This window comes from Spirosoma agri (assembly GCF_010747415.1).
Lineage (GTDB): Bacteria > Bacteroidota > Bacteroidia > Cytophagales > Spirosomataceae > Spirosoma > Spirosoma agri.
This window is the reverse complement of record NZ_JAAGNZ010000001.1, coordinates 3,240,263-3,266,650: the sequence shown is the minus strand read 5'-3', so window position 1 is coordinate 3,266,650 and position 26,388 is coordinate 3,240,263. Positions and strand designations below refer to the sequence as shown.

Below are 26,388 nucleotides of genomic sequence, written 5' to 3'. Positions count from 1 at the left end.
GACAGAGAACGAAAATCACCCGCGGGTTTCGGGCTGTGAGGAGTTCAACGTTTGTTCGCCTTCCGTTTGGCCTTTCTTTAAAATTAGGCGAAGTTTGGCGTGAACTAATGTCAACATTGACGGGGATGTCCATTCGCCTATGCTCACCGATTTGTATTCAAGTGGGTTAGTAGACCTGCTGTTTGAGAAAAGCGACGATTTCAATGGGATCTTTGATCTGGTCGATGAGCGGTATACGCACGTCAATCGGGCGGGGGTGGCGATGCTGGGCTATCTGTCCGAACAGGCTTTTCTGGCCGATACCCTGCGTTCTCATTCGCTTCGGATCAGGTCGCTGGCAGACGAACCGCAACCTAGCCTGATCGATCGGATCAAAAGCGGATACCACCAGGAAGATCTGGAAATTAACCGACAGAATGGACAGCCATTTTGGGGCCACCTCACCATCCACGCGTTCACCACTCACGGCAGACCGTATGCCCTCATTCGGCTTGTCGACCAGGATCGGCTGCGTCAGGCCGAACGGGATCTTGAGCAGAACGTCCGTCGGTATGAAGCCATTTTCTCGAATGCCACCATCGGTATCATCGTTTGTGATCAGCACGGGCGGATTGTGTCCGTCAATCAGTTAGCCGATCAGCTGTTCGGGTACGAAACGGGCGAATTGTACGGGAAAACCATCGAACAGCTGGTGCCAACGAGCGTTAGTTCCTACCACGAAAAGTTGAGGCATTCCTTCAACGCGAATCCACAGGTGAGGTCGATGGGGCACAACCGCGATCTGCACGCCCAGCGCAACGACGGGTCGATATTTCCCGTCGAGATCAGTCTGAGCTATTTTCGGCTGGAAGATGAACTGTATGTGGTGGCGTACGTGATCGACATTACCGTAAAAAAAGCCGCTGAACGACAGCTCATCGAGCACCGCGACCACATTGAACGGCTCAATGCCGACCTGGAACAGAAAGTCGCAGACCGCACCCACGCGCTGATGAACACCCTCGACCAGCTGGAACAATCGAAGGATGAACTCAACAAAGCACTGGCGGCTGAGCGGGAGCTGGGGGAGTTGAAATCACGCTTCGTTTCGATGGCTTCCCACGAGTTTCGCACGCCCCTGACAACGGTGCTGACATCGGCCGCGCTCATCGAGAAATACCCCGCCGAAGAGCAGCAGCAAAAGCGGCAGAAACACATCAACCGGATACGCTCGTCGGTCAATCAGCTCAACGACATTCTCGAAGAGTTCCTGTCGGTGGGCAAGCTGGAAGAAGGCCGGATCGAAACGAACCCCGTTGCCGTTGACCTAACTCGTCTGGTGAACGAAACCGTGGCCGATATGCAGTCGATGCTGAAAGACGGGCAAACGATTCAAACGGTGCTTAAAAGCCCGGAGTCGGTGTGGATCGATCCGTCGCTGTTGCGAAAAATTATGATCAATCTGCTGTCCAATGCCATCAAATATTCCGGACCGGGCTCCGTCGTGACGGTAGCGTTGCAGTACGATGCTGACTGGTTGACCCTTCGCATCCGTGATCAGGGAGTGGGCATCTCGCCGGACGATCAGGAGCATCTGTTTGAACGCTTCTTTCGGGCTAAAAACGTTATGACTATTGCCGGTACGGGCCTGGGTCTGCACATTGTCAGGCGTTATGTTGACCTGATGGGCGGGCATGTCACCTTAACAAGCGAATTAAACCAGGGAACGACCGTTCTCATTACCCTTCCGTATGCAAACCATCCTGCTGATTGAAGACAACGACGATATTCGCGACAACACCGCCGAGATCCTGGAACTGACCGGTTATACCGTACTAACGGCTGAAAACGGCAAACTAGGCGTCGAAAAAGCGTTGGATACGAAACCCGATCTGGTCATCTGCGACATCATGATGCCGGTGCTCGATGGCTATGGTGTCTTGCGCATTTTCAATAAAAATCCACAATTATCGGGGGTGCCGTTCATTTTTTTGACGGCCAAAACCGAACGGTCTGAGTTTCGGAAAGGCATGGAGCTGGGGGCCGACGACTACCTGACCAAACCGTTCGATGAGTCGGAACTGCTCAGTGCCATCGAGGGACGACTGAACCGGTTTCAACATCTTCACCCTGAGCGTAACCAGGCTGAAACGCAACGTCGGGAAGAGGGGCTGACGCAGTTTCTTGTCGATGCGGCCAGGCAGGTCGGTACGCTCCAAAGCCTGTCGGCGAATCGTAAAGCGCACACCGTTCGCAAGAAGCAGTACGTGTATTCGGAGGGCGATGAACCCACGCGGCTGTATTTTCTCAAAGCGGGCAAGGTGAAGACCGTTCGCACCAATACCGACGGGAAAGAGCTGATCACGGGCCTTTATAATGCCGGAGATTTTTTCGGTTATTTTGCCTTATTGGAGAATGGCAACTACACCGATTCCGCCGTGACGCTGGAAGAAACGGAATTGATATACATCGCCAGGGAGGATTTTCAGCAACTGATACAGGCCAATCCGGCAGTTGGTCAACAGTTTATTAAGCTGCTGGCGGGACAGGTGGGCGAGCGGGAGAAGCAGTTGTTGGCAATGGCCTACAGTTCGCTCCGGCGTCGGGTGGCGAATACGCTGCTCCGGCTCCATGAGCAACAGCCCGATCAGGTGATTCAGCTTTCGCGCGACGATCTGGCCGCTACCATCGGCACCGCAACCGAATCGCTCATACGAACGTTGAGTGAGTTTAAACAGGATGGACTGATCGAGGTAATACCGTCGGGCGGTATTCGACTGCTACAACCCGATAGGCTACGACGAGCTAACTGGTAGCTTTTTAGTGTGAACGCCAGTTAATCATAAGCTGGTCAACGGGTAGTAACGCTCTCCATACAGTTTGCGAAAATAGCCGAGGTTGGCCTGGCCCAACGTTCGGCTTCGTACCATTCAGGCGCGTCGAACGCCATGCAGATATTGCGTAGGAAAGGGCGTCCCACGAGGCTGATGATCGCTACGGTAGGCATGCGGTGGTATGGCAACACGTGCCTTAGCGAAAAACCCGCATAACCGTCTGATGGGAAATGAGGGCTACCTTTGGGAATGCCCGATACCTCCCGTACGACTTTTCATTTGCTGGTTATTGTATTCGCGCAGTTTGCGGGTACGTCCCTCTGGTTTGCCGGTAATGCCGTTTTGCCCGAACTTCAATCGGTGCTACACGCGCCGGAACTGACGAGCTGGATTACATCGGCGGTGCAACTGGGCTTCATCACGGGTACGTTTCTCTATGCGCTGTTTGCTATTCCGGATCGCTTTCGGTCGACATCGGTTTTTCTGGTATCCGTATCCCTGGCGGCTGCCGTTAACCTAATCTGGCTGGTGTTCCCGCTTAACGCCGAAACGGTTCTGACAAGCCGATTCATGACCGGCTTCTTTCTGGCGGGTGTTTATCCCGTTGGGATGAAGATTGCCGCCGACCGATTCAAGACTGGCCTGGGAAGAGCGATGGGGTTTCTGGTCGGGGCCCTGGTGTTGGGCACGGCTTTTCCCTATCTGCTGCGTGGACTTGGCGGTAGCGTGCCCTATCGGACGTTGCTACTGTCAGTTAGTTTGTTGGCGATCGGTGGGGGTGTATTCCTGACGCTCCTGGTGCCCGTAACGCATACGCTTGTCCGGGGTAATCGGTTTCGGGTTCAGGCACTGGTGGCATTGGGCAAACCATCGGCTTTTCGACCGGCCATGCTGGGCTACTTCGGCCACATGTGGGAGCTGTATACGTTCTGGGCTTTTCTGCCAATCCTGATCCGTTACTACCATGAGCAACATCCTGACATTACGCTGTCGAACCCCTTATGGACGTTCGGTACGATTGCTGCGGGGGCTGTGGGCTGCGTGGGTGGCGGATTGCTTGCCTTGCGGATTGGTAGTGGGCGGGTGGCTCGTTCTTTGCTGCTGACTTCAACGTTGTGTATTCTGCTGGTTCCGTTTTCGCTGGCCCTGCCGCCTTTTCTGTTTGGTTTGTTCCTGCTGGTGTGGGGAGCGGCAGCCGCAGGCGATTCGCCCCAGTTTTCGACGTTGGTTGCCAGTCGCGCCACGAGTGAAAACCGGGGCAGTGTCCTGACACTGGTTACCTGCTTTGGTTTTTTACTGACCGTGCTGTCGATCCAGCTGATGGCCGGGTTGGCCGCTTCCGCCGGCATATCGGGCTGGCTGTTTTATAGCCTGCTGCCCGGCCCAATTGCAGGACTTTGGGCTATGCGTCGCAGCCGATAGCCAGCTTCTTGTTAACCCGATTCTCTGCCTATATCGTTACATATAGGCTTCGTCGCGTCCGGTGCGTAACCGAATGATTTTTAGGGCGTCTAGCATTTTTAATACCGGGTATGCCGGGTCGAATTCGTGCCAGCGGAAACCGCCGAAATTGGCGCGTCCGCCATATTTGTGGTGGTTGTTGTGATAGGATTCGCCCATCATCAGAAAATCGAACGGGAGCAAGTTTTTCGCCGTATCATCGACCGCAAAATTCGTGTAGCCATACCGGTGCGCGTACCAATTGATGATCGCTCCGTGAATGGGCCCCATCAGAAAATGGATCGGTAGTAGCAGAAAAAGCCAGGGCGTTGTGGCAAACTGGATATACACCAGCGTGTAGACCGTTCCCCAGGCTATCCGGACCGACCACCGACTGCCAAAATGCTCCATCCATGTCCAGTTGGGTACGCCTTTTTTGAATTTGGCCGGAATCGTATCCCGATCGTTCCTGATCTCGCTGTAGAAGAGCCGCGTCTTCCACATCATGTCGAACAGGTTCTTCGAATACTGCGGGGAATGCGGGTCGTGTTCCGTATCGGCGTGGGCGTGGTGCAACCGGTGCATGATACCGTAGGCGCGCGGACTCAGAAACGAAGAACCCTGCCCAACGAAAGTCAGCACGTAAAAAATTTTCTCCCAGCGTCGGCTCATCGTAAACATCTGATGGGCCGCGTAGCGGTGTAAGAATAAGGTCTGCATCAACACCGACAGATACCAGTGTGCTAAAAAGAACGCGAGGATGATCATAATGAATCGATAAAAACAGCCGCAAAGGTGTAGGCATCGGCTTACGCGATGCCTGATCCCGATCAGTCCGGAAGCTGACCTTTATCAGTCGATTCCAGCACCAAAAAAGTGAGTTTTAAGTATCTGGCTCTGGATGAAACCTTAACCATAAATACCCCAATATCGGGTGGAGCCTACAGGCTGCGGTTCGGCCAATTCGGTCACTACTATTCCCCTTTGTCACGAACTGCCTCCAAAATGAAGCTGGTTATAGAACTGGTTCAGGTCAGCAGGAAGCGCCATATCTATAATAAATTCAGACTCATCATGCCCGACAGGAATTGCAAACAGCCGCCTTTAATGCGGGAAAACTCACCCACTAAGGCATTGGTATGACGTTCCAGCGTTGCCGAAAGACCAAAGCGACTATTGACGCACGCTTTTTCTACGTTGATGACCGCACAATCGACTCCTTCGCAGAGTAAGTCGTGATGTAACCGATTGATTTTGAGTTGAAGCTGGTTCAAATCCTGGTAATAATCGAGGACATCGTGGCGAAGGCTACGGCAATTATACAAGTTCATTACGTCGAGCAGTAAGGTTCGGAGGTGCCCGATTTCCTCTTCCTGCTGACGAATAATTTGCTGCCAATGTTGATACGCCTGATGGCAGGAATCGGGCGTTAGTGATGACTCGGAGCGATGGGATGCTGTTGACTGATTCATGCTGGCGGAGCTAATTGGTTCTGTTGGGCGATTGCATTCAGGTGATTGCCTAGTTGAAAGACAAGATCAGGAATATCGATTGGGCCTGAGTATCGCCACATTTCAAGACCCTGCTGAAGTAGACTGAAAGCGGGTAATGAGGTAAAACAAAAACTCCGGACTATAGCTGGGTAGGCTACTTCACGAATGCGTAGGATGCGTACACTGGGGGGCAGTGCAGAGCGGGCTTTGAACAAAACCTGCTCTATATCAGCATGTTGGTTCGATTCAGCAGGAATGAACACCAATAACATCGGTGGTAGAGATGCTGATCGCAGTGATGAAGAATAGAGTCCCATGATAACAAGCCGGTTGATGGCTGCAAAGGTGGCTCATTCCGCTGTTGGCAACCGTGACGAATGTTAGGCCTCGGACTGATTTTCGTCAGCCGGACATGGTTTTCAGACTTATACCGCGACCCCGCATTATAGCCGCAAACTAGATTGGTCTTGATCTGTACGGCTTCTATCGCCAATTCTTTCGCGCACTGGCACTACCGATTGATCATTTCTGGCCCAGTGAGAACTGGGCCAGTGGAGTTGATCTAAACCTGAGTGGAATAAAAAGTATGGGCAAACCGGCCAGCGTATCAGTTCGCTGGACGGTTTCGTTGGTGGCTGGTCGGTGATCGGAAGCTGTGGATCAATGCCTAGCAGGATACCGTTCCACCGGCTCCCAGGTCAGGTTTATACCGAAAGTAGTCTTAGTGCATTTTCGATCGGGCGGTCAGCTTTATGAACAGGATTGCCGCGCTCAAAAGCCCCGTGATCCCATTTGCCAGAATAACCGGCACATCCTGACGATCGTAGGCATACACAACCCATAACGCGCTGCCAATCACGATCATCGTGTACGTTGGCGTGGACAAACTATGCGTCGATTTCGTTTTGATGATTTTGTACGCCTGTGGAAGGTAGGCCCCGGTTGTAAAGACTGTCGCTATTAAGCCAAGAATCTCAAACGCTTTCATACGAACGGGTTTAGCGGAAAAAAGTCATTATAAAAGCAGACAGGGAGTTAGCCTGCCTGCTTTCTGTCAGTTGTAAACAAAGCCAGTAATACGGCCAACCGGTATTAAGCAAAAAAACTCGGTCGTTGAAAACCGTCAGCCGGGTGCCAGCCCGAGTCACGACGGCGCAGTGCCTCCGCAATGGTAATGATGTGGTGACCCCGATTGCCCTGCTCGCTGATACTGGCGTTGTTCAATTCGTGCTGGCGATTAGGTTCCCACTCGAATAACTCGGTTTTCGCATCATAGATGCCAATGGGAATCCGACGTTTATCGGTCGATAGTTTTTGTAAGACAGTCTTTGCTTCCGAAAGCGTGGCGCTGCCAACGTGTTGGTATTGCTCTCTGAGCAGATAAATTACTGAGTACCGTTTCATTGCGTAAAGGAGTTAATGCCTCGCCTGACTAGTCTGGCGAGGCTTTTGTTGATGATTAGTTTACGGGTGTAGCCCGGAATCGGTTGATGCCGATCTCACTTGATTCGCCCGCTATTGGCGTAGGCATACGATTTTTCGATGCGCGTTCCAGTTCGCCCATTTCGTTGCTGAGCCGCGTGAGCTGGCGGGTCAACACATCAAGCTGCTGCTGTACGGCCGCCATCTTTTCCCGAATCGAATCAACGGATTTGGTCGTTGTTTCGGGCCGGTTCGTTGGGAGCCAGTTGCCACCATGAGGAGTTCCGCCCCGGGATAGTGCTTCGAACACCTCCGAATGCTGGCTAATGAATGAGCCTAAAATGTGTTTATACTGGGTGCGAAGGCGGGTGAAAGTCGCCTGTTGCTTATAATTATGTGTCAGTTCCATGGTAGATAATTGTTCGTTAAACAGGTTGCGCGAGCCGCCTGCCGAGCAACGTAGCTCGTTAAAAAATCGATGCCCTCCGCTAAAGGGACAGCTTCGATAAACCTCTTGCTCACCTTGGCAAGCGCTTCGAGAAAAGAACGCCGATATGATTAATTTGGTTTAAACGTTTCAACAAAATGGCCTCATTTAGCCTATATTCCTTTTTAAATTGTGCTAAGTTTATAAAAATAGTACAACAAATTTTACAATTTTATTGATTTTCTGAGACAAATTTCCGTTGTTCAATCGATTTAGCACAGCGCGATTATTTGAACGATTGGTTATATTATTGACTTTTTCTATGTTTGTGCCGGTATGATAAAAAAGACATCACTGAAGGATATAGCGCAGGTTGTAGGCGTTTCGACAACCCTGGTTTCGTACGTGCTGAATAATCAAAAAGAAAATCGGATCAGTAAAGAGGTAGCCCAAAAAATACGGGAGGTGGCCAAGCAACTGAATTATCAGCCCAACCAGATCGCTAAAAGTCTGAAGACGAATAAAAGCGCGACAATTGGTCTGATCGTCGCCGATATATCGAATCCGTTTTCCTCATCAGTGGCGCGTATTATCGAAGACGAAGCGGACAAACAGGCGTACACCGTGCTCTTTGGCAGCTCCGACGAGAACCCGCAAAAACTGGAAAAGCTAATCAATACGCTACTAAACCGGCAGGTCGACGGGTTGATCATTGCCGCGCCGGAAGGGGCGGAGCGGCAACTCATCGCCTTGCAGCAGCGCACACCGTTTGTGCTGATCGACCGCTACTTCCCTGACGTAAAAACCAATTATGTCGCACTAGACAATTTCCAGTCGATTTATGAAGGGGTGCAGCATCTTGTCGATTCCGGTTTTCGTCGGATCGGTATGGTCAGCTTCAAAACAAAGCTGTTTCACATCAACGAGCGCAAACGGGGTTACCGGGCTGCGCTTCAGGAAAATGACATCCCATTCGTCAAAAGTTGGTTGAAAGAACTCGAACCGGCTACGGTCAAAACGGAAATGGCCAAAGCCATCCGGTCCCTGATGGGCGGGGCACAACCCGTCGATGCGATTCTGTTCGCGTCGAATTCGCTGGCACTCTATGGATTAAAACAACTCAATGCGCTATCGATACGGGTGCCGGACGACGTAGCGGTCCTTGGTTTTGACCAGGCTGAGGCTTACGATCTGTTCCATACGCCCCTAACCTATATTCGCCAGCCTTTACTGGAAATGGGTCAACTGGCGACGAGAATTTTAGTGGATACCATTCAGAAAACTGGCACTACAACCCAGGTGAATCTGGAAAGCGAATTAGTGATCCGGGCCTCAACGCAATCAGTCGGGCTGATTCGGAAAGATGGCTAACCCCTGTCCTACGTGCCATCAACGTAGCGCAACGAATCAAGCGTTAAGGTAAATTGCATATTGAAAAAATACAACAAAAAAGCAGGACTGCGTGCCAGTGTTTAATCTATATTCTCGTAGATGCTTGGCCCAATAGCAGACTGAAAACGATCCAATCGAATCGTCGGCAACGTTCCCGGTAACGATTGCAAAGAAAAAAACCAATAAAATGTTTGTTAAGTTTAATAAATAGGTCGATATTAATAGACACAAGACTAGTTTACCAACAATAGAGAAGCAACCAATTTGTTGCTAAAGTACAAAAGGTAGTAGTACACCGTTCTCAAGTGCCATTCCAGGAATATAATTGATCTAGGCATCCTCTTTTCTTCTACTGCTGTGAATTACAAATCGCTACCCGACGAATTATTGGTCATCTACCTCAGGAACGGAGATCAACGTGCTTTTCGGGAAATTTACCAGCGATATTGGAAAAAACTGTACAGCATCGCCCGGCATAAGGTTCAGGACCTTGCGTCTGTAGAAGAGCTCGTTCAGGACATTTTCCTGCGCTTGTGGGAACGCCGGGAATCACTGCGAATCGATCGATTGGATGCCTATCTGACCACGGCTGTCCGCTATGCCATTATCAATCACTACAAAGCGACGCTGGTTCAGGAAAAATACGCCGGTCATGCGTTTGCTGCCTACACCGAAGCGTCGTTCATCACGGACGAGCAACTGGACCTGGACGAATTGATCAACGCTGTAGAGCAACATCTGAATGAGTTACCCGAGAAGACCCGCCAGATATTTCGCCTGAATCGGCTGGAATGCCAGACCGTCAAAGAAATCTCGTCCCAGTTGAACGTTCCGGAGCGGACGGTCGAATACCACATCAGCCAGGCGATCAAAACCCTTCGTCATTACCTCCGTGATTACCTGCTGGCCGGCCTGTTTATGAATCTTTTTCTGTGAGGAAGCCTCGCTGAGCATCAAACCATATCAATATATACTATAATTTTTTCGGGGAATAGCTATCTTTTTGGGTTATTATATTGTATTTTTTGACTATCCAATAAAACTATTTGCGGCACCCGGCCCACTTCGTTGACTTACCTGGTAGAAACTAGGACTACAGGTCATGAGCCGGAAGAAATTTGGGCAACTTTTACAAAAGTATCTACGCGGTGAATGTACCCCCCAGGAAAAGCAATTTGTCGAACATTGGTACGGCTTACTGGAAACGGAAACGGGTGAATCGAGGCAGGAACTTGATCCGGCTGAATTAGAAGGCCGTCTCTGGAACCAGATCCAGCAAAAAATGGAGACCGATGAAACGCCGGTTATTCCGATCCGAACCCGTAGCTACCGGTGGATTGGCATTGCAGCATCACTTCTTCTGGTCGGCATTTGGTTTTACGTGAAGCCACCTGTTGATCTACTAGTTATGCAGTCACTCTCGGCCGATACGCAAACGGACTGGACCGAGCGATCGAACCCTTCGGGCAAGCCCCTGGTCATACGCCTGGAAGACGGGAGTACCGTGCAGCTGGCGGCTCACAGTTCACTTCGGTTCCCTAACCACTTTGCCCCAGAAAAGCGAACGGTGTATTTAACGGGCGATGCGTTTTTTTCGATTCAAAAGATGTCGTCCCGCCCGTTCTATGTCCACACCGACAAGGTTGTGACCAAGGTGTTAGGGACAAGCTTCTTCGTTCGAACACAACTGGCTGATAGGCAAATACGGGTGGAGGTCGTTACGGGTCGCGTTACGGTCTATAAAGAGGGAGGGGGGAAGGAGAAGCAATCCTCACCCAACGGGGTGGTGCTCAGTCCCAATCAGATGGCCACGTTTTTCAGTAAGGAGGAACACTTCGTCACGGGACTTGTCGACGCACCCCAACTCATTCAGCCCGCCGTTCGTGACCAGACACCATTGACGTTTCAGTTCGATGATGCACCCTTGGCCGAGGTGCTGAAAACGCTCGAACAGGCGTATGGAATCAAGATTGACGTTGACAACGAGCAGCAGAAAAACTGTCCGCTTACGGCGAATCTGACCAGTCAGCCACTTTACACACAACTGGATATTATCTGCGCAGCGTTACGATCTACCTACGAAGTGCATGGAACCACAATCCTGATCAGTGGAAAAGGATGTGTGCAGTAACCGATTTAGTACCCGTCTGTTTTAACGATCCTCTTACCCCGCTAGCCTATGACCTGACTGTTTTCAATTCACCCGTTTTTTAAAAAACGCTGGCCATGCGACCAACATGAACCAGCGCTGATTTACTCCAGCTCTTATCGGACCGACTGCGAATCGTGCGCCGATAAACCGGATTATTTTGTCGATTGACCATCTAACAAAACCCTTAAAGGTATGAAAAAAAGAGAACCTGTATGTGCAGGCTACTCGCCGGGCCGCCCGGCTAATTGGCTGATGCGGCTCATGAATCGATCGCTTGCCCCACTTTTTCTGCTGGTAGCCTGTACGAGTTTTTCGTTCGCCTTCGATGGGCATGGGCAGGAATTGATGAACCGAACCGTTACGCTCAAAGTCGACAACCAGCGACTCCGGACGGTACTGTCCCAAATTGAACAGCAAACGGCTGCCCGCTTTGTCTACAGCTCGAAGTCGATCAACGTCAATCAGCCCATCACGATTGCCGTTACGGAGAAACGCCTGAACGAAGCCCTGAACGAGCTGCTTAAACCGCTGAAACTAACGTATCGACTGGTCGGCGGACAAATTGTGCTGGAAGCCGATTCCGACTCACACACCAGTATCGGCGTAGGGAGCGAAGCCGCTGACCGGGCGGTATCGGGTACGGTAACCGACGAGAAAAAAGCAGGATTGCCGGGTGTTAGTGTTGTTGTGAAAGGATCGAATCGCGGTTCGACAACGGACGCGAATGGGCAATTTAAACTAACGATACCGGATGGCAATGGCGTCGTGCTGACGTTTTCGTTTGTCGGCTACCAGAGTCAGGACGTACCCGTAAGCAGTCAGTCGAGTATCAACGTGTCGATGGTCCCCGACGTTTCCGCACTGGAAGAAGTGGTAGTGATCGGATACGGCGCTGTTCGGAAAAAAGACCTGACCGGCTCCGTTGTTCAACTCAAAGGTGAGCAACTAAAGGAAGTGCCGACGGCCAACGTGCTGGAAGCGGCTCAGGGCAAAATTGCCGGTGCCGATATTACCCGAAGCAGCGGCCAGGCGGGTGCCCGCGTGAACATCTCGATTCGCGGTAATCGCTCCATTGGCGGTAACAACTCCCCGCTGATCATCGTGGATGGCATTCAGTATAACAATCTGGAGGATATCAATTCCAACGATATTGAAACGATGGATGTGTTGAAAGATGCCTCATCGACCGCGATCTACGGGTCGCGCGGGTCGAACGGGGTTATTCTGATCACCACGAAAAAAGGTCGTTCGGGCAAGCCGGATATCTCCTTCAATGCGTACTCCGGTATTTCGCAGGCAACGATGTATCCGAAAGCGATGGACATTAACGCGTTCCGGGATTTCAAACGGGAAGCCTGGCGAGCGGGTGGTGTCTGGAAAAGTCCAGCCGATGACGCAGCTATCTTTACGAACGTGGCGGAATACGACGCCTTACAGAAAGGCGTCTGGACCGACTTTCAGGATGCGCTCATTCACAATGGCCTGCAACAGGATTACCAGGTTGGTATTCGGGCCGGCACCGATCGGTTGAAGTCATATGTATCGGTCGATTATTTTAATGAGAAAGGCATTCTGAAACTGGATGAACTGAAACGCTATACGGGACGACTCAATGTCGATTTTACGATCAACGACTGGATGAAAATCGGCCTGCAAAGTCAGCTTACGTATTATAACCAGAGCGTGCGGAGAGATCCGCTGAACCAGGCCAACAAAATCAGCCCGCTCGGTTCGCTGTATGATGCCAACGGTAATTTTAACTACATCATGCTGGATGGTCAAACGGCGAACCCACTCTCCGACGAGCAGCCGAATGTATTCAATAACACCGTGTTGACGACCCGCGTATTGACGAACGGCTACCTGGAATTAACACCCCTGAAAGGCCTGATGATCCGGAGCACGCTGGGTGTTAATCTGGCTTCTGTACGGGATGGCGCGTACTCATCGCCGAAATCCATCGACCGGTCACTCACCGGCAAATCGCTGGCGACCTATAACACCAGCAGTGGACGGAGCCTTAACTGGGAAAACGTAGTCACCTACCAGCGAACCATTGGTCAGCACGCCCTGACGCTGACCGGGATTGCCAGCTACCTGAGCAATTCATCCGACAATGCATCGGCGTCGGGTGTCAACCAGTTACTGCCGTCGCAGCTGTTTTACTCCATCGGCAGCGCCACCGAGGAAATCAAGATCAATTCGGCCTACTCGCAGAACAATCTGGTGTCCTTTGCCGGTCGGTTGAATTACGCCTTCCGCGATCGGTATCTGTTAACGGTAACGGCTCGCGAAGACGGTTCGTCGAAGCTAGCCGTGGGCAATAAATGGACGTTCTTCCCGTCGGCGGCTCTGGCGTGGCGCGTTATCGAAGAGAAGTTTATGCAGAATGTCAAAGGGCTAAGTGATCTGAAACTACGAGCCAGCTACGGGGTGGCGGGCAATGACCCATCGGGCCCCTACGCGACCCAGACAACGCTGACCCGGATCGCCTTTGGCTACGACGAAGCAGCCGCCCCCGCCTACACGTTTTCCCGGAACGTGGGCAACGCGGCCCTGGGTTGGGAGTTGTCGTACACGAAGAATATAGGGCTCGATTTTGGCTTGTTCAACGGTCGGATCAATACGTCCGTCGATTACTACGATACCCGCACGCAGGATCTGTTACTGGATCGGGGTCTGCCGCCAACGACCGGCGTAACGACGGTAAAGCAGAACATCGGCAAAACGCGCAACCGGGGCCTTGAGATCACATTGGGAAGCACCAACATCCGGACGCCAAACCTGAGCTGGACCAGTAACGTCACGTTCACAAAAAATAAGGAAGAGATTACCGAACTGGTTACGGGTAGCAACGATATTGGCAATGGCTGGTTTGTCGGTTCGCCGATCAGCGTGTATTACGATTACGAAAAACTGGGCATCTGGCAAACGTCCGAAGCGGAAGCAGCCGCAAAACTGTCGCCAACGCAACTACCGGGCGAAATCAAAGTCAGAGATCAGAACGGCGATGGCAAGATCGATGCCGTCAACGACCGGATCATTCTGGGAACACCCCGTCCCAGGTGGAGTGGTGGTTTCGATAATACCGTCAAATTCAAAGGGTTCGATCTGAACGTATTCCTCTACGCCCGCATTGGCCAGATGATCAACTCCGACCGTTCGGCCCGTTTCGATCAGCAGGGCGTTGGCAACAGTACGGCCGGTCTGGACTACTGGACGCCCGAAAATCCGACCAACGCGTATCCACGGCCCAACCGAAACGGGGGGCTGAAATACCTGTCGACCCTGGGGTACGTGGATGGCACCTTCGCCCGGATTCGGAACATTACCCTGGCCTACAACGTGCCCGTGAAGGTATTGCCAAAGGCTATCCGCGGAGTTCGGCTGTACGTAACGGGCAAGAATCTGTTCACGTTCACCAAACTAAACTACGACCCGGAGCGGGGTGGTTCGGAGAACTTCCCGATGACCAAACTCTACGTATTTGGCCTGAACGTCAATCTATAACCCAAACGCATCGAATCGATCATGAACGCATTTCTTTTAAAAACGGGGGTATTGACACTGTCGCTGCTTACCCTTTTCTCGTGCAACGATGCGCTGGAAGAATACAACCCCAGCGGGCTGACCGCCGAAACGGTGTACACCACACCCGAAGGCTTCGAAACGCTGGTCAATGCAGCTTACTCGTATCAGCGCTGGTGGTACGGGAAAGAAGAAGGCTATAACATCGCCGAAACGGGCACGGATATCTGGACGAGTGGATCGGGAGAGGTTTTCCGCGACCTGACCCAATACCTGAACCTTCAGGGAAGCAATACGGCGCTGACCAGCGAATGGCGGGAGTTTTACGCGGCCATCAATCTATGCAATGGCGGCATTAGTCGGATCGATAAAGCGGGGTTGTCGGCTACGTTACGGCCCATCCGTGAAGGGGAGCTGCGGTTCCTGCGGGCGTTTTATTACTGGCATATTGTCGAAAGCTGGGGTGGCGTTCACTTTACGACGCAGGAAACGAACGGTATTATTTCCACGGCCAACCGGACGCCTGTAGAAACGTTCTACAACCAGATTTTCGAGGACTTGAAACTAGCCGTGGCGAATCTGCCCACTACACAGCCGCAATACGGACGAGTGACGAAAGGGGCCGCTCAGGCGTTTCTGGCCCGTATGTACCTGACGCGGGGCATGAACAAAGAAGCGCTGGAGATGGCGCAGGCCGTTCTGGCGAATACGAACTACAAGCTGGAAGCCAACTACGCCGATCTGTGGAAGATGAGTAATCTGAAAACCAGAGAAGCCATCTACGTGGTGGATTACTCCGTGAATCTGGCGCTCAATGACCTGGTCAATACCACCTTCAACCCCTACGGTCACGGTCGGGGCAGCAACAACGCGCACCTGCTGTTTCTGATGAAGTACGACGACCGGCCCGGCATGACGCGTGATATCCTCAACGGACGACCGTTCAACCGGTACATGCCCACGCGTTTTCTCATGGACTTATACACAGATGACGATGCCCGTTATGAAGGGTCGTTTCAGCAGGTATGGCTGGCGAATTCAACCTCCCGGCCCGCGGGCATGAACCTGGGTGACACGGCGGTGTATTGCACCCGGAAGGAGATTCCGGATGCATTCGAGGCTACGCGAAAATACCAGACGTATGATCGGAGCAAGATTTATAACGCCAACGGAACGGTGAAAGACAACCTGCGCTATCCAACTCTGTCGAAGTTCATGGACCCCACCCGCGCCAGCCTGAACGAAGCCCAGAGTGCCCGCGATGTGTTTGTGATCCGGCTGGCCGAGGTATACCTGATTGCCGCTGAGGCTCAGATGAAACTGGGCAACTTGCAGGCTGCGGCTGACTACATTAACGTACTCCGCACCCGTGCTGCCAAAGCGGGTAAGGCAGCCGCTATGCAAATTACAGCCGCTCAGGTAACACTCGACTACATTCTGGATGAGCGTGCCCGTGAACTGGCTGGCGAGCAACTTCGCTGGTTCGACCTGAAACGTACCGGCAAACTGCTGGAACGCATTCGGGCCAACGCGCCCGACAACGCGGTCAACCTCCAGGACTTTCAGGTGTTGCGCCCGATTCCGCAAACCCAACTGGACGCCATCAGCAACAAAACGGAGTTCACGCAAAACCAGGGTTATCAGTAGGCTATAGGCTTTACCCCATCCCAATCCTTCCCCCGAAACAAGGGGAGCGGTTGTTACCTCCCCCCGTCCCCTTTCCTGAAAACAGGAAAGGGGACGGGGGGAGGTAAAGGCCAGTTAGTGATGCGCGAATAACCTGTTGACTCAACACGACTACCCACGACAAAACCGTCCATAAAAGACAATGATTAAATGGTATCGATTTCTCAGCCTTTGGCTCACCACGCTGGTTCCGTTGGCTATTCAGGCCCAGTCTACTCCCACGTACAGCTGGACAAATCTCCCGAAAATTGCCCAGCCGACGTTTCGGAAAGACACGATAACGATTCTCGCTCACGGGGCAAAATCCGATGGCATCACCTTGAATACCAAAGCGATAAACGCGGCTATAGCCGCCTGCAACCAGAAAGGAGGGGGCGTTGTGCTGGTGCCGAGCGGTTTGTGGTTGACCGGCCCGATCGAGTTGAAAAGTAACGTTAATCTGCATCTGAAAAAGGCGGCTACGTTGCTGTTCACCACCGACAAAAGTCAGTATGTACTGGTGGAAGGCGTCTATGAAGGAAAGCGGGCCGCCCGTAACCAATCGCCGGTTTCGGGTACGAATCTGGAGAATGTTGCCATCACCGGACAGGGAATCGTGGATGGAAACGGGGATGTGTGGCGGGCCGTTAACAAAGGGCAATTGACCGAAAACCAGTGGAAGGCGAAAGTGGCCTCGGGCGGGGTGCTGAAAGACGATGGCACGACTTGGTATCCCAGTGAGCAGTTCAAAAAGGTGAGCACCGAGGGCCGGAGTATGCTTCTGTCATCCGAGAAGCCGCTGGCGAGTTTTGAGGACATGAAAGACTTTCTTCGGCCAAATCTGGTGGTGCTGACCGGTTGCAAAAAGGTGCTGCTGGAAGGCGTTACGTTCCAGAATTCAGCCGCCTGGTGTATGCATCCTCTGATGTGTCAGGATCTGACGATACGGAATGTGACCACGAAAAATCCGGAATACGCCCAGAACGGTGATGGCATGGACATCGAATCCTGCAAAAATTTCCTGATCGAAGGCTGTACGCTCGATGTGGGCGATGATGCGATCTGCATAAAATCGGGCAAAGATGAAGAAGGACGCAAGCGGGGCATGCCGACCGAAAACGGCATTATCCGGAATAATACGGTTTATAATGGGCACGGAGGTTTCGTTGTCGGGAGTGAGATGAGTGGGGGAGCCCGCTACATTTTCGTGTCGAACTGTACGTTCATGGGCACCGACAAAGGCTTACGCTTCAAATCCGTACGGGGTCGGGGTGGGGTGGTTGAGCACATCTACGCCAAAGATATTTTTATGAAAGACATCGCCGGGGAAGCCATCTTCTTCGACCTGTATTACTTCGTCAAATTCGCGACCGACGGCCAGCGCGACGAACGCCCGGTTGTCAACGACGGAACGCCGATTTTTCGGGATATGAAGTTTGAAAACATCGTCTGTACCGGTGCTAAGAAAGGCGTGTTCATTCGGGGTCTGCCCGAAATGGCGGTCAAAAATATCACGATGGAAAAGATGGTGCTGGAGGCCGATAAGGGGGTGGAGCTGATCGATGCGAGTGGCATTCGGTTTACCAATGTCCGGCTCATCACCAAAAGCACGAAGCCCGTTATTCTGGTCGATAACAGCAGTAACCTGACCTTCGACACCATTCAGTACGATCCGCAGGCCAGTCTACTTTTCTCCATCAACGGTGAACGCAGTCAGGCTATTCAGGTGACGAACACCGATGTGGCTAAGGCCAAAACCAGAGCCGAGTTTAGCAAGGGGGCACTAGAAAAGAATCTGATTCTATCGTCGACTAACTAACCTACTGATCATGCGTGTATTTGGAAGAGGTGGGTTATTGTTTAGCCTGCTGCTGCTTTTCGCTTTTATCCCACCCACCAACAAGATTACTGTGTATCTGATCGGCGATTCGACGATGTCCATCAAGCAGGTGAAAGCCTACCCCGAAACGGGTTGGGGAATGCCCTTCGCCCACTTCTTCGATGAAAGCGTAACCGTCGATAACCGGGCGCAGAACGGACGAAGTACCCGAACGTTTATCGAGGAAAATCGCTGGCAACCGGTGGCCGATAACCTGCACGAAGGCGACTACGTGCTGATTCAGTTCGGGCACAACGACGAGGTGAAGACCAAGAAAAGCTACACGACCGAAGACGACTTCCGAAAAAATCTGATCCGGTTTATCACCGAAAGCCGGGCCCGAAAAGCCAATCCCGTACTCATCACACCCGTGGCCCGGCGACAATTCGATGCCGCCGGAAAAATCGAGGAAACCCATGCGGTGTACGCTGAACTGGTGCGCACTGTAGCGACGGAATACGCAACGCCACTGATCGATTTGGACCGGCAAAGTCAGCAACTCCTGCAAACGCTTGGGGCTGAAACGTCCAAGCTTCTGTATCTGCAACTGACTCCCGGCGAACACCCGAACTATCCTGAAGGTAAAGAGGACAACACGCATTTCAATGAACTCGGTGCCCGAAAAATGGCCGAGGTAGTGCTGGCCAACATAAGAAGCCTGAAACTGGAACTGGCCGATCGGATCGTAAAGCGTGAAACCAAGTAAGACAATGCGTAAACTAGTGATAACGAGTTGCCTGTTTCTGGTGGCACTCATTGCCGTTGCCCAGACCCCTCCGCCTGCCTCTCCAACGGCTCCCGCTTCGGTAACCGTGGCCCAGGATGGGAGTGGTAACTTCAAAACGATTCAGGAGGCCGTCAACAGCTTTCGCGATCATATGCAGGTGCGGGTTACGCTCTACGTCAGGAACGGTGTGTATGCCGAAAAGCTGGTCATTCCGTCCTGGAAACCAAACATCCACATCATTGGCGAAAGCAAGGAAGGGGTCATTATAACGGGCGACGATTATTCGGGCAAGGCGTTTCCGGGCGGGAAAGACTGGACGGGTGCGAGCAAATACAGCACGTATACATCGTATACGGTGTTCGTGGATGCGCCGGATACGATACTGGAAAATCTGACGATCCGAAACACGGCGGGTCGCGTAGGGCAAGCAGTGGCGCTGCACGTCGATGGCGACCGGTTCGTGTGCAAAAACTGCCAGTTGCTGGGGAATCAGGATACGCTCTATGCGGCCGCCGAAGGCAGTCGGCAGTATTACGAAAACTGTTTTATCGAAGGAACCACCGATTTCATTTTTGGTAAGTCGATCGCTGTTTTTCAGTCCTGCACGATCAAAAGCCTGTCCGACTCGTTCATCACAGCGGCTGCTACGCCTGATTACCAGACCTACGGATTTGTTTTTCTGGACTGCAACCTGATTGCTGATTCCGCTGCTCAAAAAGTCTACCTGGGGCGACCCTGGCGGTACAAAGCCAAAACGATTTTTATCCGGACCGAGATGGGAAGTCACGTTCTGCCCGCCGGTTGGGACAACTGGGGTAATGCAGCGAACGAGCAAACGGTAGTCTACGCCGAACAGGGCAGCACCGGACCGGGTGGAAATCCGTCGAAGCGAGCCGCGTGGTCGAAACAGTTGTCGGCCAAAGAGGCTCAACGCTACACCGTAAAAACCATCTTCTCCGAAAAATCGGCCTGGTCACCTGCTGCCAACTAAGTTTGTTTGTATGAATTCGATTCCGTTAGCTGGACTTCTTTTCGTTTCGATACTGCCCGTTGTCGCACAGACTACCCGGTTGAAACCTGTTTCCCCAACGCCGTCGGTGTCGACCGTGTGGGTTTCCGATCAGGGCAATGGCACGTACAAGAACCCCGTTCTGAACGCCGATTATTCGGACCCGGATGTGTGCCGCGCCGGCAACGATTTTTACCTGGTGTCGTCCAGCTTCGACGCCATTCCGGGCCTGCCTGTTTTGCACTCGAACGATCTGGTCAACTGGACTCTGATCGGTCACGCGCTGAAACGACAGCCGCCGATTGAACACTTCGAGAAAACGCAGCACGGCAACGGGGTATGGGCACCGGCCATTCGCTATCACAACAACGAGTTTTATATTTACTATCCTGACCCTGACTTTGGCATTTACCTGACCAAAGCGACCGATCCGGCGGGTCCGTGGTCGGAGCCGATCCTGGTCGAAGGAGGGAAAGGACTTATCGATCCCTGCCCACTTTGGGACGACAATGGCGATGTGTATCTGGTCCACGGATGGGCTGGCAGCCGGGCTGGTATCAAAAGTATTCTCACCGTTAAAAAGCTGAATGCCGCCGGTACGAAGGTGCTGGATGAAGGCGTCGTTGTGTATGACGGTCACGAAACGGACCCAACCATCGAGGGGCCAAAAGCCTACAAGCGCAATGGGTTCTACTACCTGTTTGCGCCAGCGGGTGGTGTTTCGACGGGCTGGCAACTGGTGTTACGGTCAAAAAACATCTATGGCCCTTATGAGCGGAAAGTCGTGATGGATCAGGGGAAAAGCTCCATCAACGGGCCGCATCAGGGCGCGTGGGTGACCACAAACTCGGTCAACGGAAAACCCGGTGAAGACTGGTTTCTTCATTTTCAGGACAAAGAGGCCTACGGTCGGGTGGTACATCTGCAACCCATGAAGTGGGTCAACGACTGGCCGGTCATCGGCGCAGACCCCGATGGCGATGGTAAAGGAGAACCGGTGCTGACGTACAAAAAACCGACCGTTGGCCCGGCAACTAGTGGCCCGGTGAAGGCTGGCAAATCCTATCCGATGGCTACCCCCGCCGAATCCGATGAGTTCAATAGCCTAAAACTTGGCCTGCAATGGCAGTGGCAGGCGAATCCAAAAGGCATCTGGCATACGGTCGGCCGGCGATCCGGGAGTGATACGGGGTTTCTGCGATTGTATTCCTACAAAGCACCGGAAGACGCGAAAAATAATTGGGAGGTGCCAAATCTGCTGATGCAGAAATTTCCCGCCGAAACCTTCATGGCTACCACCAAGGTGCTGTTCAAGCCGAATCCAAAACTGGAGAATGAAAAGGCGGGACTGATTATCATGGGATTAAGCTACGCCAACCTGTTCCTGAAAAGTAATAAGGAAGGATTGGCGCTGGTGTATGGGGTCTGTAAAAAAGCCGCTGACGGAAAAGCAGAAGCCGAAACGGTCATCACCCGAATCAATCCGGGTACGCCGGTTTACCTGCGCGTTACCGTGACGAACGGGGCAAAATGCCAGTTCAGTTACAGCCTGGACGGACTGAGTTTTACCAAAACTGGCGATGAATTTCAGGCCGAAGTAGGCCGCTGGATTGGGGCTAAAATGGGCATCTTTTGCACCCGCACCACGCAGATCAATGACTCAGGCTACGCCGACTTCGACTGGTTCCGGGTGGAAGCGGTAGCCAATGCACAGCCCTGATCACCACACGTTTAGTCAGATCAAAAACAATGTATCGAATGAGACGAACCGTACGTGCCGCGACGCTTCTACTGACCCTACTGACGCCTGCTGCCTGGGCACAACCCGCCGAAAAAACAGGTATGTCCGACAAACCCTGGTCGGTTCGGATGGCCGATTCGGATCGGATGCGCAATCCGAAAGGGTGGATGCTCGACTTTTCCAAAGCGCCCCGCTGGAATTACTGTCATGGTCTGGTATGCAGCGCGCTCGAACAGGTGTGGAAAGAATCGAGTGATGAGACCTACTACGCCTACATCAAGGAATATGCCGACGATATGATCAATCCGGACGGCACGATAAAGACCTACACGCTGGAGCAGTATAACATCGATGCGGTCAACTCCGGCAAGTTCCTGTTTGCCCTGTACGAGAAAACACATGACCCGAAATACGAGAAAGCCATCCGGTTGCTGCGGAGCCAGATGCTGACCCATCCGCGCACCAGCGAAGGCGGTTTCTGGCACAAAAAGCATTATCCGCATCAGATGTGGCTCGATGGGTTGTACATGGCCTCGCCATTTCTGGCCCAGTATGCGCAGATCTTCCAGGAGCCCGCGCTGTTCGCCGACGTCGCCAATCAGATTCAGCTCATCGACAAGCATAACAAAGACCCGAAAACGGGTTTGTATTATCACGGTTGGGACGAAAGCAAAGAGCAGCGGTGGGCTAATAAGGAAACCGGCAAATCGCCACACGTCTGGGGGCGCGGTATGGGCTGGTACGCCATGACGTTAGTAGATGTACTCGATTATTTTCCGACCGACCACCCGCAACGAAAGCAGATTGTCGCCATCACGAATCAACTGGCCCAAACGCTGGCTACCTATCAGGACCCCAAAACGGGTCTCTGGTATCAGGTGATGGATGTCGGCAAACAGGATGGCAATTACCTGGAATCGTCAGCCTCCACGATGTTCGTTTATTTCCTGATCAAAGCGGCTAAGAAGGGCTATATTGACCAAAAATACGCGACTGTAGCCCGAAAAGGATACGAGGGTATTTTGACCCATTTTATCAAAACGGAGCCTTCGGGGCAAGTCACCATTACGGATGCCTGCGCCGGTGCTGGTTTGGGGGGTACGCCTTACCGGGATGGTACATACGAGTACTATTGCCAGGAAGCCAAACGGGATAACGACCCCAAATCTGTTGGGCCGTTTATCATGCTGGCGCTTGAGTTTGAAGAAACGAAGCGAAAAAAAGAATAAAAACCTGCTTGTCGAATGAGCAAGCTCAATGCACAACCGCGCTATAAAAACAACGTGTCAAAACGCATGAACAGGAATCTCGTCAGTAGTCTAGTTACGGTCCTCGGGTTGCTGCTTCAGCTGAACAGTACTGCACAACCCTCATCCACTAGCTACCCATCCCGGCAGTTGTTGTTGCGCGATGAGGGCCGCTCTACCTTAAACTTCGTCGATCTGGCGCATCCCGAACGAAATTACGTCGTCGCTATTCCGGCTGGTCGGGATCTGCAACTGGTAGGGCAGGGGCGGGTGATGATCGGTACCGGCAAGGGCTATGAAGAGCGGGACATTAAGACGGGAGCCAAAGTAGCCGAGCTAACGACATTCGACGGAACCATTGCCGCCCGACGCTTGCGCAATGGAAGCGTACTGCTTGTTGGGTTGAACTGGCAGGGGAAAAAAGGCATCGTGCTGCTCGAACTGGATCAGAACCAGACCGTTCAACGAACCATCAATTATCCCGATTTTACCTACGTCCGACTGATTCGGGAAACCGTCGATGGTAACTTTCTGCTTACCGCCAACGATCAGGTGTTTGAAGGAAAACCAGACGGCTCCATCGTGTGGCAGGCTCAGCTTACCAACCAGAAAAAAGCACAACATGCGTGGCAGGCCCAACGACTGGGTAACGGCTATACGCTGGTGAGTGGCGGCTACTCGGCTAATTTTCAGCGGTTCGACCGGAAAGGCGTTTGGGTAGATAGCATCAGTGGTCCGCCCATGGTAAACCCTCATTTTTTTGCTGGATTTCAGATACTGAAGAGCGGGAACTGGGTCGTCGCTAACTGGCAGGGACACGGTCCCGATCATGGGGCCAGTGGGACGCAGGTGCTGGAGTACACCCCGGCGGGCAAGCTGGTGTGGTCGTGGAAGCAGGACCCTAAAAAGCAGTCATCCATACAGGGCGTACTAGTTCTGGATGGGCTGGATCTGAACCGGCTGCACGTAGAGGACGCGCAGGGGCGACTGGTTCCGAATTGACGGGTATGTGTTCCGGTTGGCGCGCGGTCGCTGTCTTAGTTTGCGGGGAATACCCGGTTCAGGAATTCGGTGATATAGGTCAGCGTTGGCGCAAACCACGGGTTGAAAAACAGGAACGTATGGGGCGCGTCGGGAAAGGTGTGGACTTCGGAGTAGGTGCCCAGTTCATTTAGTTTTTTGATCAGATCGTCACGCCCACCGTGCATCCGATCTACCGAACTGTTCAGGAATAAAACTGGGGGTGTCTGCTTGTCGATGTGGTTGAGCGCCGAGGCTTCCTGCCACAGGTCGGGGCGTTGCGTTTTGGAATAGCCCAACCAGTACGTTGCCGCCGATGTTGACTTCGAGTCGTCACCCTCCCCCGATTCGGGATGGATAAAGGCCAGTACCCCATCAATATCGACAATGGCCTGAACGGCACTCGAAACCCCGGAATTGCCACCCGATCCGTCAAAATCTTTGTTCTGGTTCGTGGTGCCCACCAGCGCGGCCAACTGGCCACCCGCCGAAAACCCCAGCACCGCCACCCGGTTCGGGTCGATGGCGTATTGCTTTGCGTTGGCCCGAATCCAGCGAATGGCCGCTTTAACGTCATGCACGGCGGCTGGGTACAAGGCTTCGGTCGATAAGCGATACTCAACCGGGATAGCCACAAATCCGTTGGCGGCCAGTTGTCCGGCCAGTGTGTTGTTATGGGATCGATCACCCGACCGCCAGCCTCCCCCGTGAACCATGATCACCGCCGGACGAGCTTTCCCGGAAGCGGCTGGTCGAGCGTAGACATCCAGCTTAAGATTTCGCTCCGCACTGGGTGTACTGAACGTGATCGCTTTGTCGATACGGACTCCGGCTGGCAACGTTGAATCGGCCAGCGTAATGTCGGGGTGGTATTTTTTCTCGCGCAGGTAAGACCCTTGTACTGTGAACGACGTATCCTTTCCGCCAGTCGGTTTCAACTGGGCATACGTGACGGTTGCCGATAAGGCGAACACAAGAATAAGATTACTGCGCTGGCGCATGGTGATTTCGGTCGGGAGTCTTCAGAATCGCTGGCGGTTGAGTGGACCAACGGGTTGAAACCGTGATACGTTTCCGGTCTATGCTGTACATAAGAAGCATCAGCGGCTCAGTACAGCCATGCCCATCGTTTGGCCCAATCCAGCAACACGGCACTACGCCACTTGAGCACTGTTTTGCCACCTTGCTGTCTGCCATCAAAAAGCGATGGGTTATCCCGGTCGGTGTACCAGTTAGGTCCCAGTTTATAGTCCGCAGCACCCCGTTTGCCCGGCCAGTTGTTGTTCACGACGAATTTTCCGTGCTGTTGGGGGAATCCCGGAATCACTGAACGGATCGTATAGGTCAGCGTTTCGGTCTGTTTGGGAATGTACAGGATCACATAGTTACCATTGCCCAGGTAATAGCCCGGCCATTTCTGCTCGCCAATCTGGGCTTGGACGGTCATGGTAAAACAAGCCGAATCTGCCGGAATGGTTGCTTTGGGGCCTTTGAGGTGAAACTCCATGACCGAATAGACGCCTACCGTATCGGCAAGCGTGGTGCCGGTGGTAAAGATGCGCCTTGGGCTATGGTCAACTTTCTCGAAGCTGCCGCCCCAGCTTTCTTTGCCTGGATCAGTGGGGTCGCCATCCATCATATAGAGCAGGGCCGGCGTATCGCCCATTTTAATGTTGCCTTTGTAATAGTTCCTGAAGTCTTTGCCCAGGTGTCCGGCAGCGCGAATATAGCGGTCGTGGTAGGTGTGATTACGGAGGCTGTCGGGCACGCCATTATCCGAAAAGAAGCCGTTGTAAGAGCCGTTCGCTTCGATGATCCACAGGTTTGGGAAGTTCTGAGCAATGTAGGCATAGCTGTTGGCGCTCCACTTTTTATTGGGACCTCCAATCCAGTACACCCTGATCTTCGTTTGAATCGTGGGATCGTCGTGCAGTGCCTGGGCCAGGTCGTCCAGGCCGCCCCAGACCAGTACCCAGAGCGGCTGTTCGCTTATCTTTTTCGCACAGCTGATGATCCAGTCCGATCCCTCGGTGGCCGTAGTGTAGCCCTTGACCGGTGCCGCGCCCTGACGCCCCTGCTTGCACACAGTCCGTAATGCATCCGGGGTGGGATAGCCTGTCAGGTGTTGGCTCAGTTTGGGGAGGTCTTTCTCGTAGAGGTCAATCATGTCCAGCAGGTGCCGTTTGGTACCGTAGCCGTACGACGGCGATGAGACAAGACCCTCCGTCTCGAACAGATTGCTATACATCAGGAAATGGGTCATCGACTGATTATCATCCGGGTCCGTGCCCCCGATATCGGTGCTGATGAGGATGCGCGGTTTGACCGGTACCGGTTTCTGCGCCATGAGCGTAACGGGAAGCAGGGCCAGCAGGTAACTCAAAAACACGGTTTTCATAACGGCCTGACTAGGGTTTGGTTGATTCTAGGGCT

General features: G+C 52.8%; 21 protein-coding genes. 14 read left to right on the top strand and 7 right to left on the bottom strand.

Features of this window, described 5'->3' with window-relative positions:
• The first annotated feature begins 139 nt into the window (after window positions 1-139).
• From GK091_RS13565 to GK091_RS13555, 3 genes are all read left to right on the top strand, one after another.
• Window positions 140-1,753 carry a sensor histidine kinase gene (locus tag GK091_RS13565; RefSeq protein WP_164038839.1) on the top strand — a complete coding sequence of 538 codons (1,614 nt, stop codon included), beginning with the start codon at window positions 140-142 and terminating at the stop codon, window positions 1,751-1,753.
• The gene (locus GK091_RS13560; protein WP_164038836.1) at window positions 1,731-2,795 is read left to right on the top strand and encodes a response regulator; all 1,065 of its coding nucleotides are present in this window, start codon (window positions 1,731-1,733) and stop codon (window positions 2,793-2,795) included. The genes GK091_RS13565 and GK091_RS13560 overlap by 23 nt, the downstream gene beginning before the upstream one ends.
• Before the next feature lie 267 nt (window positions 2,796-3,062).
• Entirely contained in the window at window positions 3,063-4,235 is a 1,173-nt protein-coding gene (locus tag GK091_RS13555; protein WP_164038832.1) for an MFS transporter, read from the top strand.
• 36 nt (window positions 4,236-4,271) lie between these two features.
• Here the strand turns inward: GK091_RS13555 and GK091_RS13550 are convergent, their stop codons facing one another.
• The 5 genes from GK091_RS13550 to GK091_RS13530 all read right to left on the bottom strand — a co-directional run bounded on the left by GK091_RS13550 (window position 4,272) and on the right by GK091_RS13530 (window position 7,577).
• Window positions 4,272-5,021 (bottom strand): acyl-CoA desaturase, encoded by a 750-nt coding sequence (locus tag GK091_RS13550; RefSeq protein ID WP_164038828.1) that lies wholly within the window; start codon window positions 5,019-5,021, stop codon window positions 4,272-4,274.
• A 284-nt stretch (window positions 5,022-5,305) separates the two neighbouring features.
• Window positions 5,306-5,725 carry a hypothetical protein gene (locus tag GK091_RS13545; protein WP_164038823.1) on the bottom strand — a complete coding sequence of 140 codons (420 nt, stop codon included), beginning with the start codon at window positions 5,723-5,725 and terminating at the stop codon, window positions 5,306-5,308.
• Window positions 5,726-6,467: 742 nt separating this feature from the next.
• Window positions 6,468-6,734 (bottom strand): SemiSWEET family sugar transporter, encoded by a 267-nt coding sequence (locus GK091_RS13540; RefSeq protein ID WP_164038817.1) that lies wholly within the window; start codon window positions 6,732-6,734, stop codon window positions 6,468-6,470.
• 104 nt (window positions 6,735-6,838) lie between these two features.
• Window positions 6,839-7,150 (bottom strand): hypothetical protein, encoded by a 312-nt coding sequence (locus GK091_RS13535; protein ID WP_164038813.1) that lies wholly within the window; start codon window positions 7,148-7,150, stop codon window positions 6,839-6,841.
• Window positions 7,151-7,205: 55 nt separating this feature from the next.
• Window positions 7,206-7,577: a hypothetical protein gene (locus GK091_RS13530; protein WP_164038809.1), complete on the bottom strand. Its 372-nt coding sequence runs from the start codon at window positions 7,575-7,577 to the stop codon at window positions 7,206-7,208.
• A gap of 354 nt (window positions 7,578-7,931) precedes the next feature.
• Here GK091_RS13530 and GK091_RS13525 point away from each other — a divergent pair, with 354 nt between their 5' ends.
• The 11 genes from GK091_RS13525 to GK091_RS13475 all read left to right on the top strand — a co-directional run bounded on the left by GK091_RS13525 (window position 7,932) and on the right by GK091_RS13475 (window position 23,937).
• The gene (locus GK091_RS13525) at window positions 7,932-8,966 is read left to right on the top strand and encodes a LacI family DNA-binding transcriptional regulator (RefSeq protein WP_164038804.1); all 1,035 of its coding nucleotides are present in this window, start codon (window positions 7,932-7,934) and stop codon (window positions 8,964-8,966) included.
• A gap of 378 nt (window positions 8,967-9,344) precedes the next feature.
• Window positions 9,345-9,923: an RNA polymerase sigma factor gene (locus tag GK091_RS13520; RefSeq protein WP_164038802.1), complete on the top strand. Its 579-nt coding sequence runs from the start codon at window positions 9,345-9,347 to the stop codon at window positions 9,921-9,923.
• Between the two features lie 166 nt (window positions 9,924-10,089).
• Entirely contained in the window at window positions 10,090-11,118 is a 1,029-nt protein-coding gene (locus GK091_RS13515) for a FecR family protein (protein ID WP_164038799.1), read from the top strand.
• Window positions 11,119-11,331: 213 nt separating this feature from the next.
• On the top strand, window positions 11,332-14,649 hold the full coding sequence (locus GK091_RS13510) for a TonB-dependent receptor (RefSeq protein WP_246202230.1): 3,318 nt from the start codon (window positions 11,332-11,334) through the stop codon (window positions 14,647-14,649).
• A gap of 21 nt (window positions 14,650-14,670) precedes the next feature.
• Complete coding sequence (locus GK091_RS13505) at window positions 14,671-16,314, top strand: RagB/SusD family nutrient uptake outer membrane protein (protein WP_164038796.1); 1,644 nt, start codon at window positions 14,671-14,673, stop codon at window positions 16,312-16,314.
• 181 nt (window positions 16,315-16,495) lie between these two features.
• The gene (locus GK091_RS13500; protein ID WP_164038793.1) at window positions 16,496-18,151 is read left to right on the top strand and encodes a glycoside hydrolase family 28 protein; all 1,656 of its coding nucleotides are present in this window, start codon (window positions 16,496-16,498) and stop codon (window positions 18,149-18,151) included.
• 10 nt (window positions 18,152-18,161) lie between these two features.
• Complete coding sequence (locus GK091_RS13495) at window positions 18,162-18,917, top strand: rhamnogalacturonan acetylesterase (RefSeq protein ID WP_164038787.1); 756 nt, start codon at window positions 18,162-18,164, stop codon at window positions 18,915-18,917.
• Between the two features lie 4 nt (window positions 18,918-18,921).
• Window positions 18,922-19,929 carry a pectinesterase family protein gene (locus tag GK091_RS13490; RefSeq protein WP_164038784.1) on the top strand — a complete coding sequence of 336 codons (1,008 nt, stop codon included), beginning with the start codon at window positions 18,922-18,924 and terminating at the stop codon, window positions 19,927-19,929.
• Window positions 19,930-19,939: 10 nt separating this feature from the next.
• Window positions 19,940-21,667 (top strand): glycoside hydrolase family 43 protein, encoded by a 1,728-nt coding sequence (locus GK091_RS13485; protein ID WP_164038778.1) that lies wholly within the window; start codon window positions 19,940-19,942, stop codon window positions 21,665-21,667.
• 38 nt (window positions 21,668-21,705) lie between these two features.
• Window positions 21,706-22,917, top strand: coding sequence for a glycoside hydrolase family 88/105 protein (locus GK091_RS13480; protein ID WP_170312653.1), 1,212 nt, complete (start codon window positions 21,706-21,708; stop codon window positions 22,915-22,917).
• A gap of 15 nt (window positions 22,918-22,932) precedes the next feature.
• Window positions 22,933-23,937, top strand: coding sequence for a hypothetical protein (locus GK091_RS13475; protein WP_246202229.1), 1,005 nt, complete (start codon window positions 22,933-22,935; stop codon window positions 23,935-23,937).
• A gap of 35 nt (window positions 23,938-23,972) precedes the next feature.
• Here GK091_RS13475 and GK091_RS13470 read toward each other — a convergent pair whose 3' ends face one another.
• Both GK091_RS13470 and GK091_RS13465 read right to left on the bottom strand, forming a co-directional pair.
• A complete protein-coding gene (locus tag GK091_RS13470; RefSeq protein ID WP_164038774.1) occupies window positions 23,973-24,956 on the bottom strand; it encodes an alpha/beta hydrolase in 984 nt (327 codons plus the stop codon).
• A 107-nt stretch (window positions 24,957-25,063) separates the two neighbouring features.
• A complete protein-coding gene (locus GK091_RS13465; protein WP_164038772.1) occupies window positions 25,064-26,353 on the bottom strand; it encodes a nucleoside hydrolase-like domain-containing protein in 1,290 nt (429 codons plus the stop codon).
• Between the last annotated feature and the right edge of the window lie 35 nt (window positions 26,354-26,388).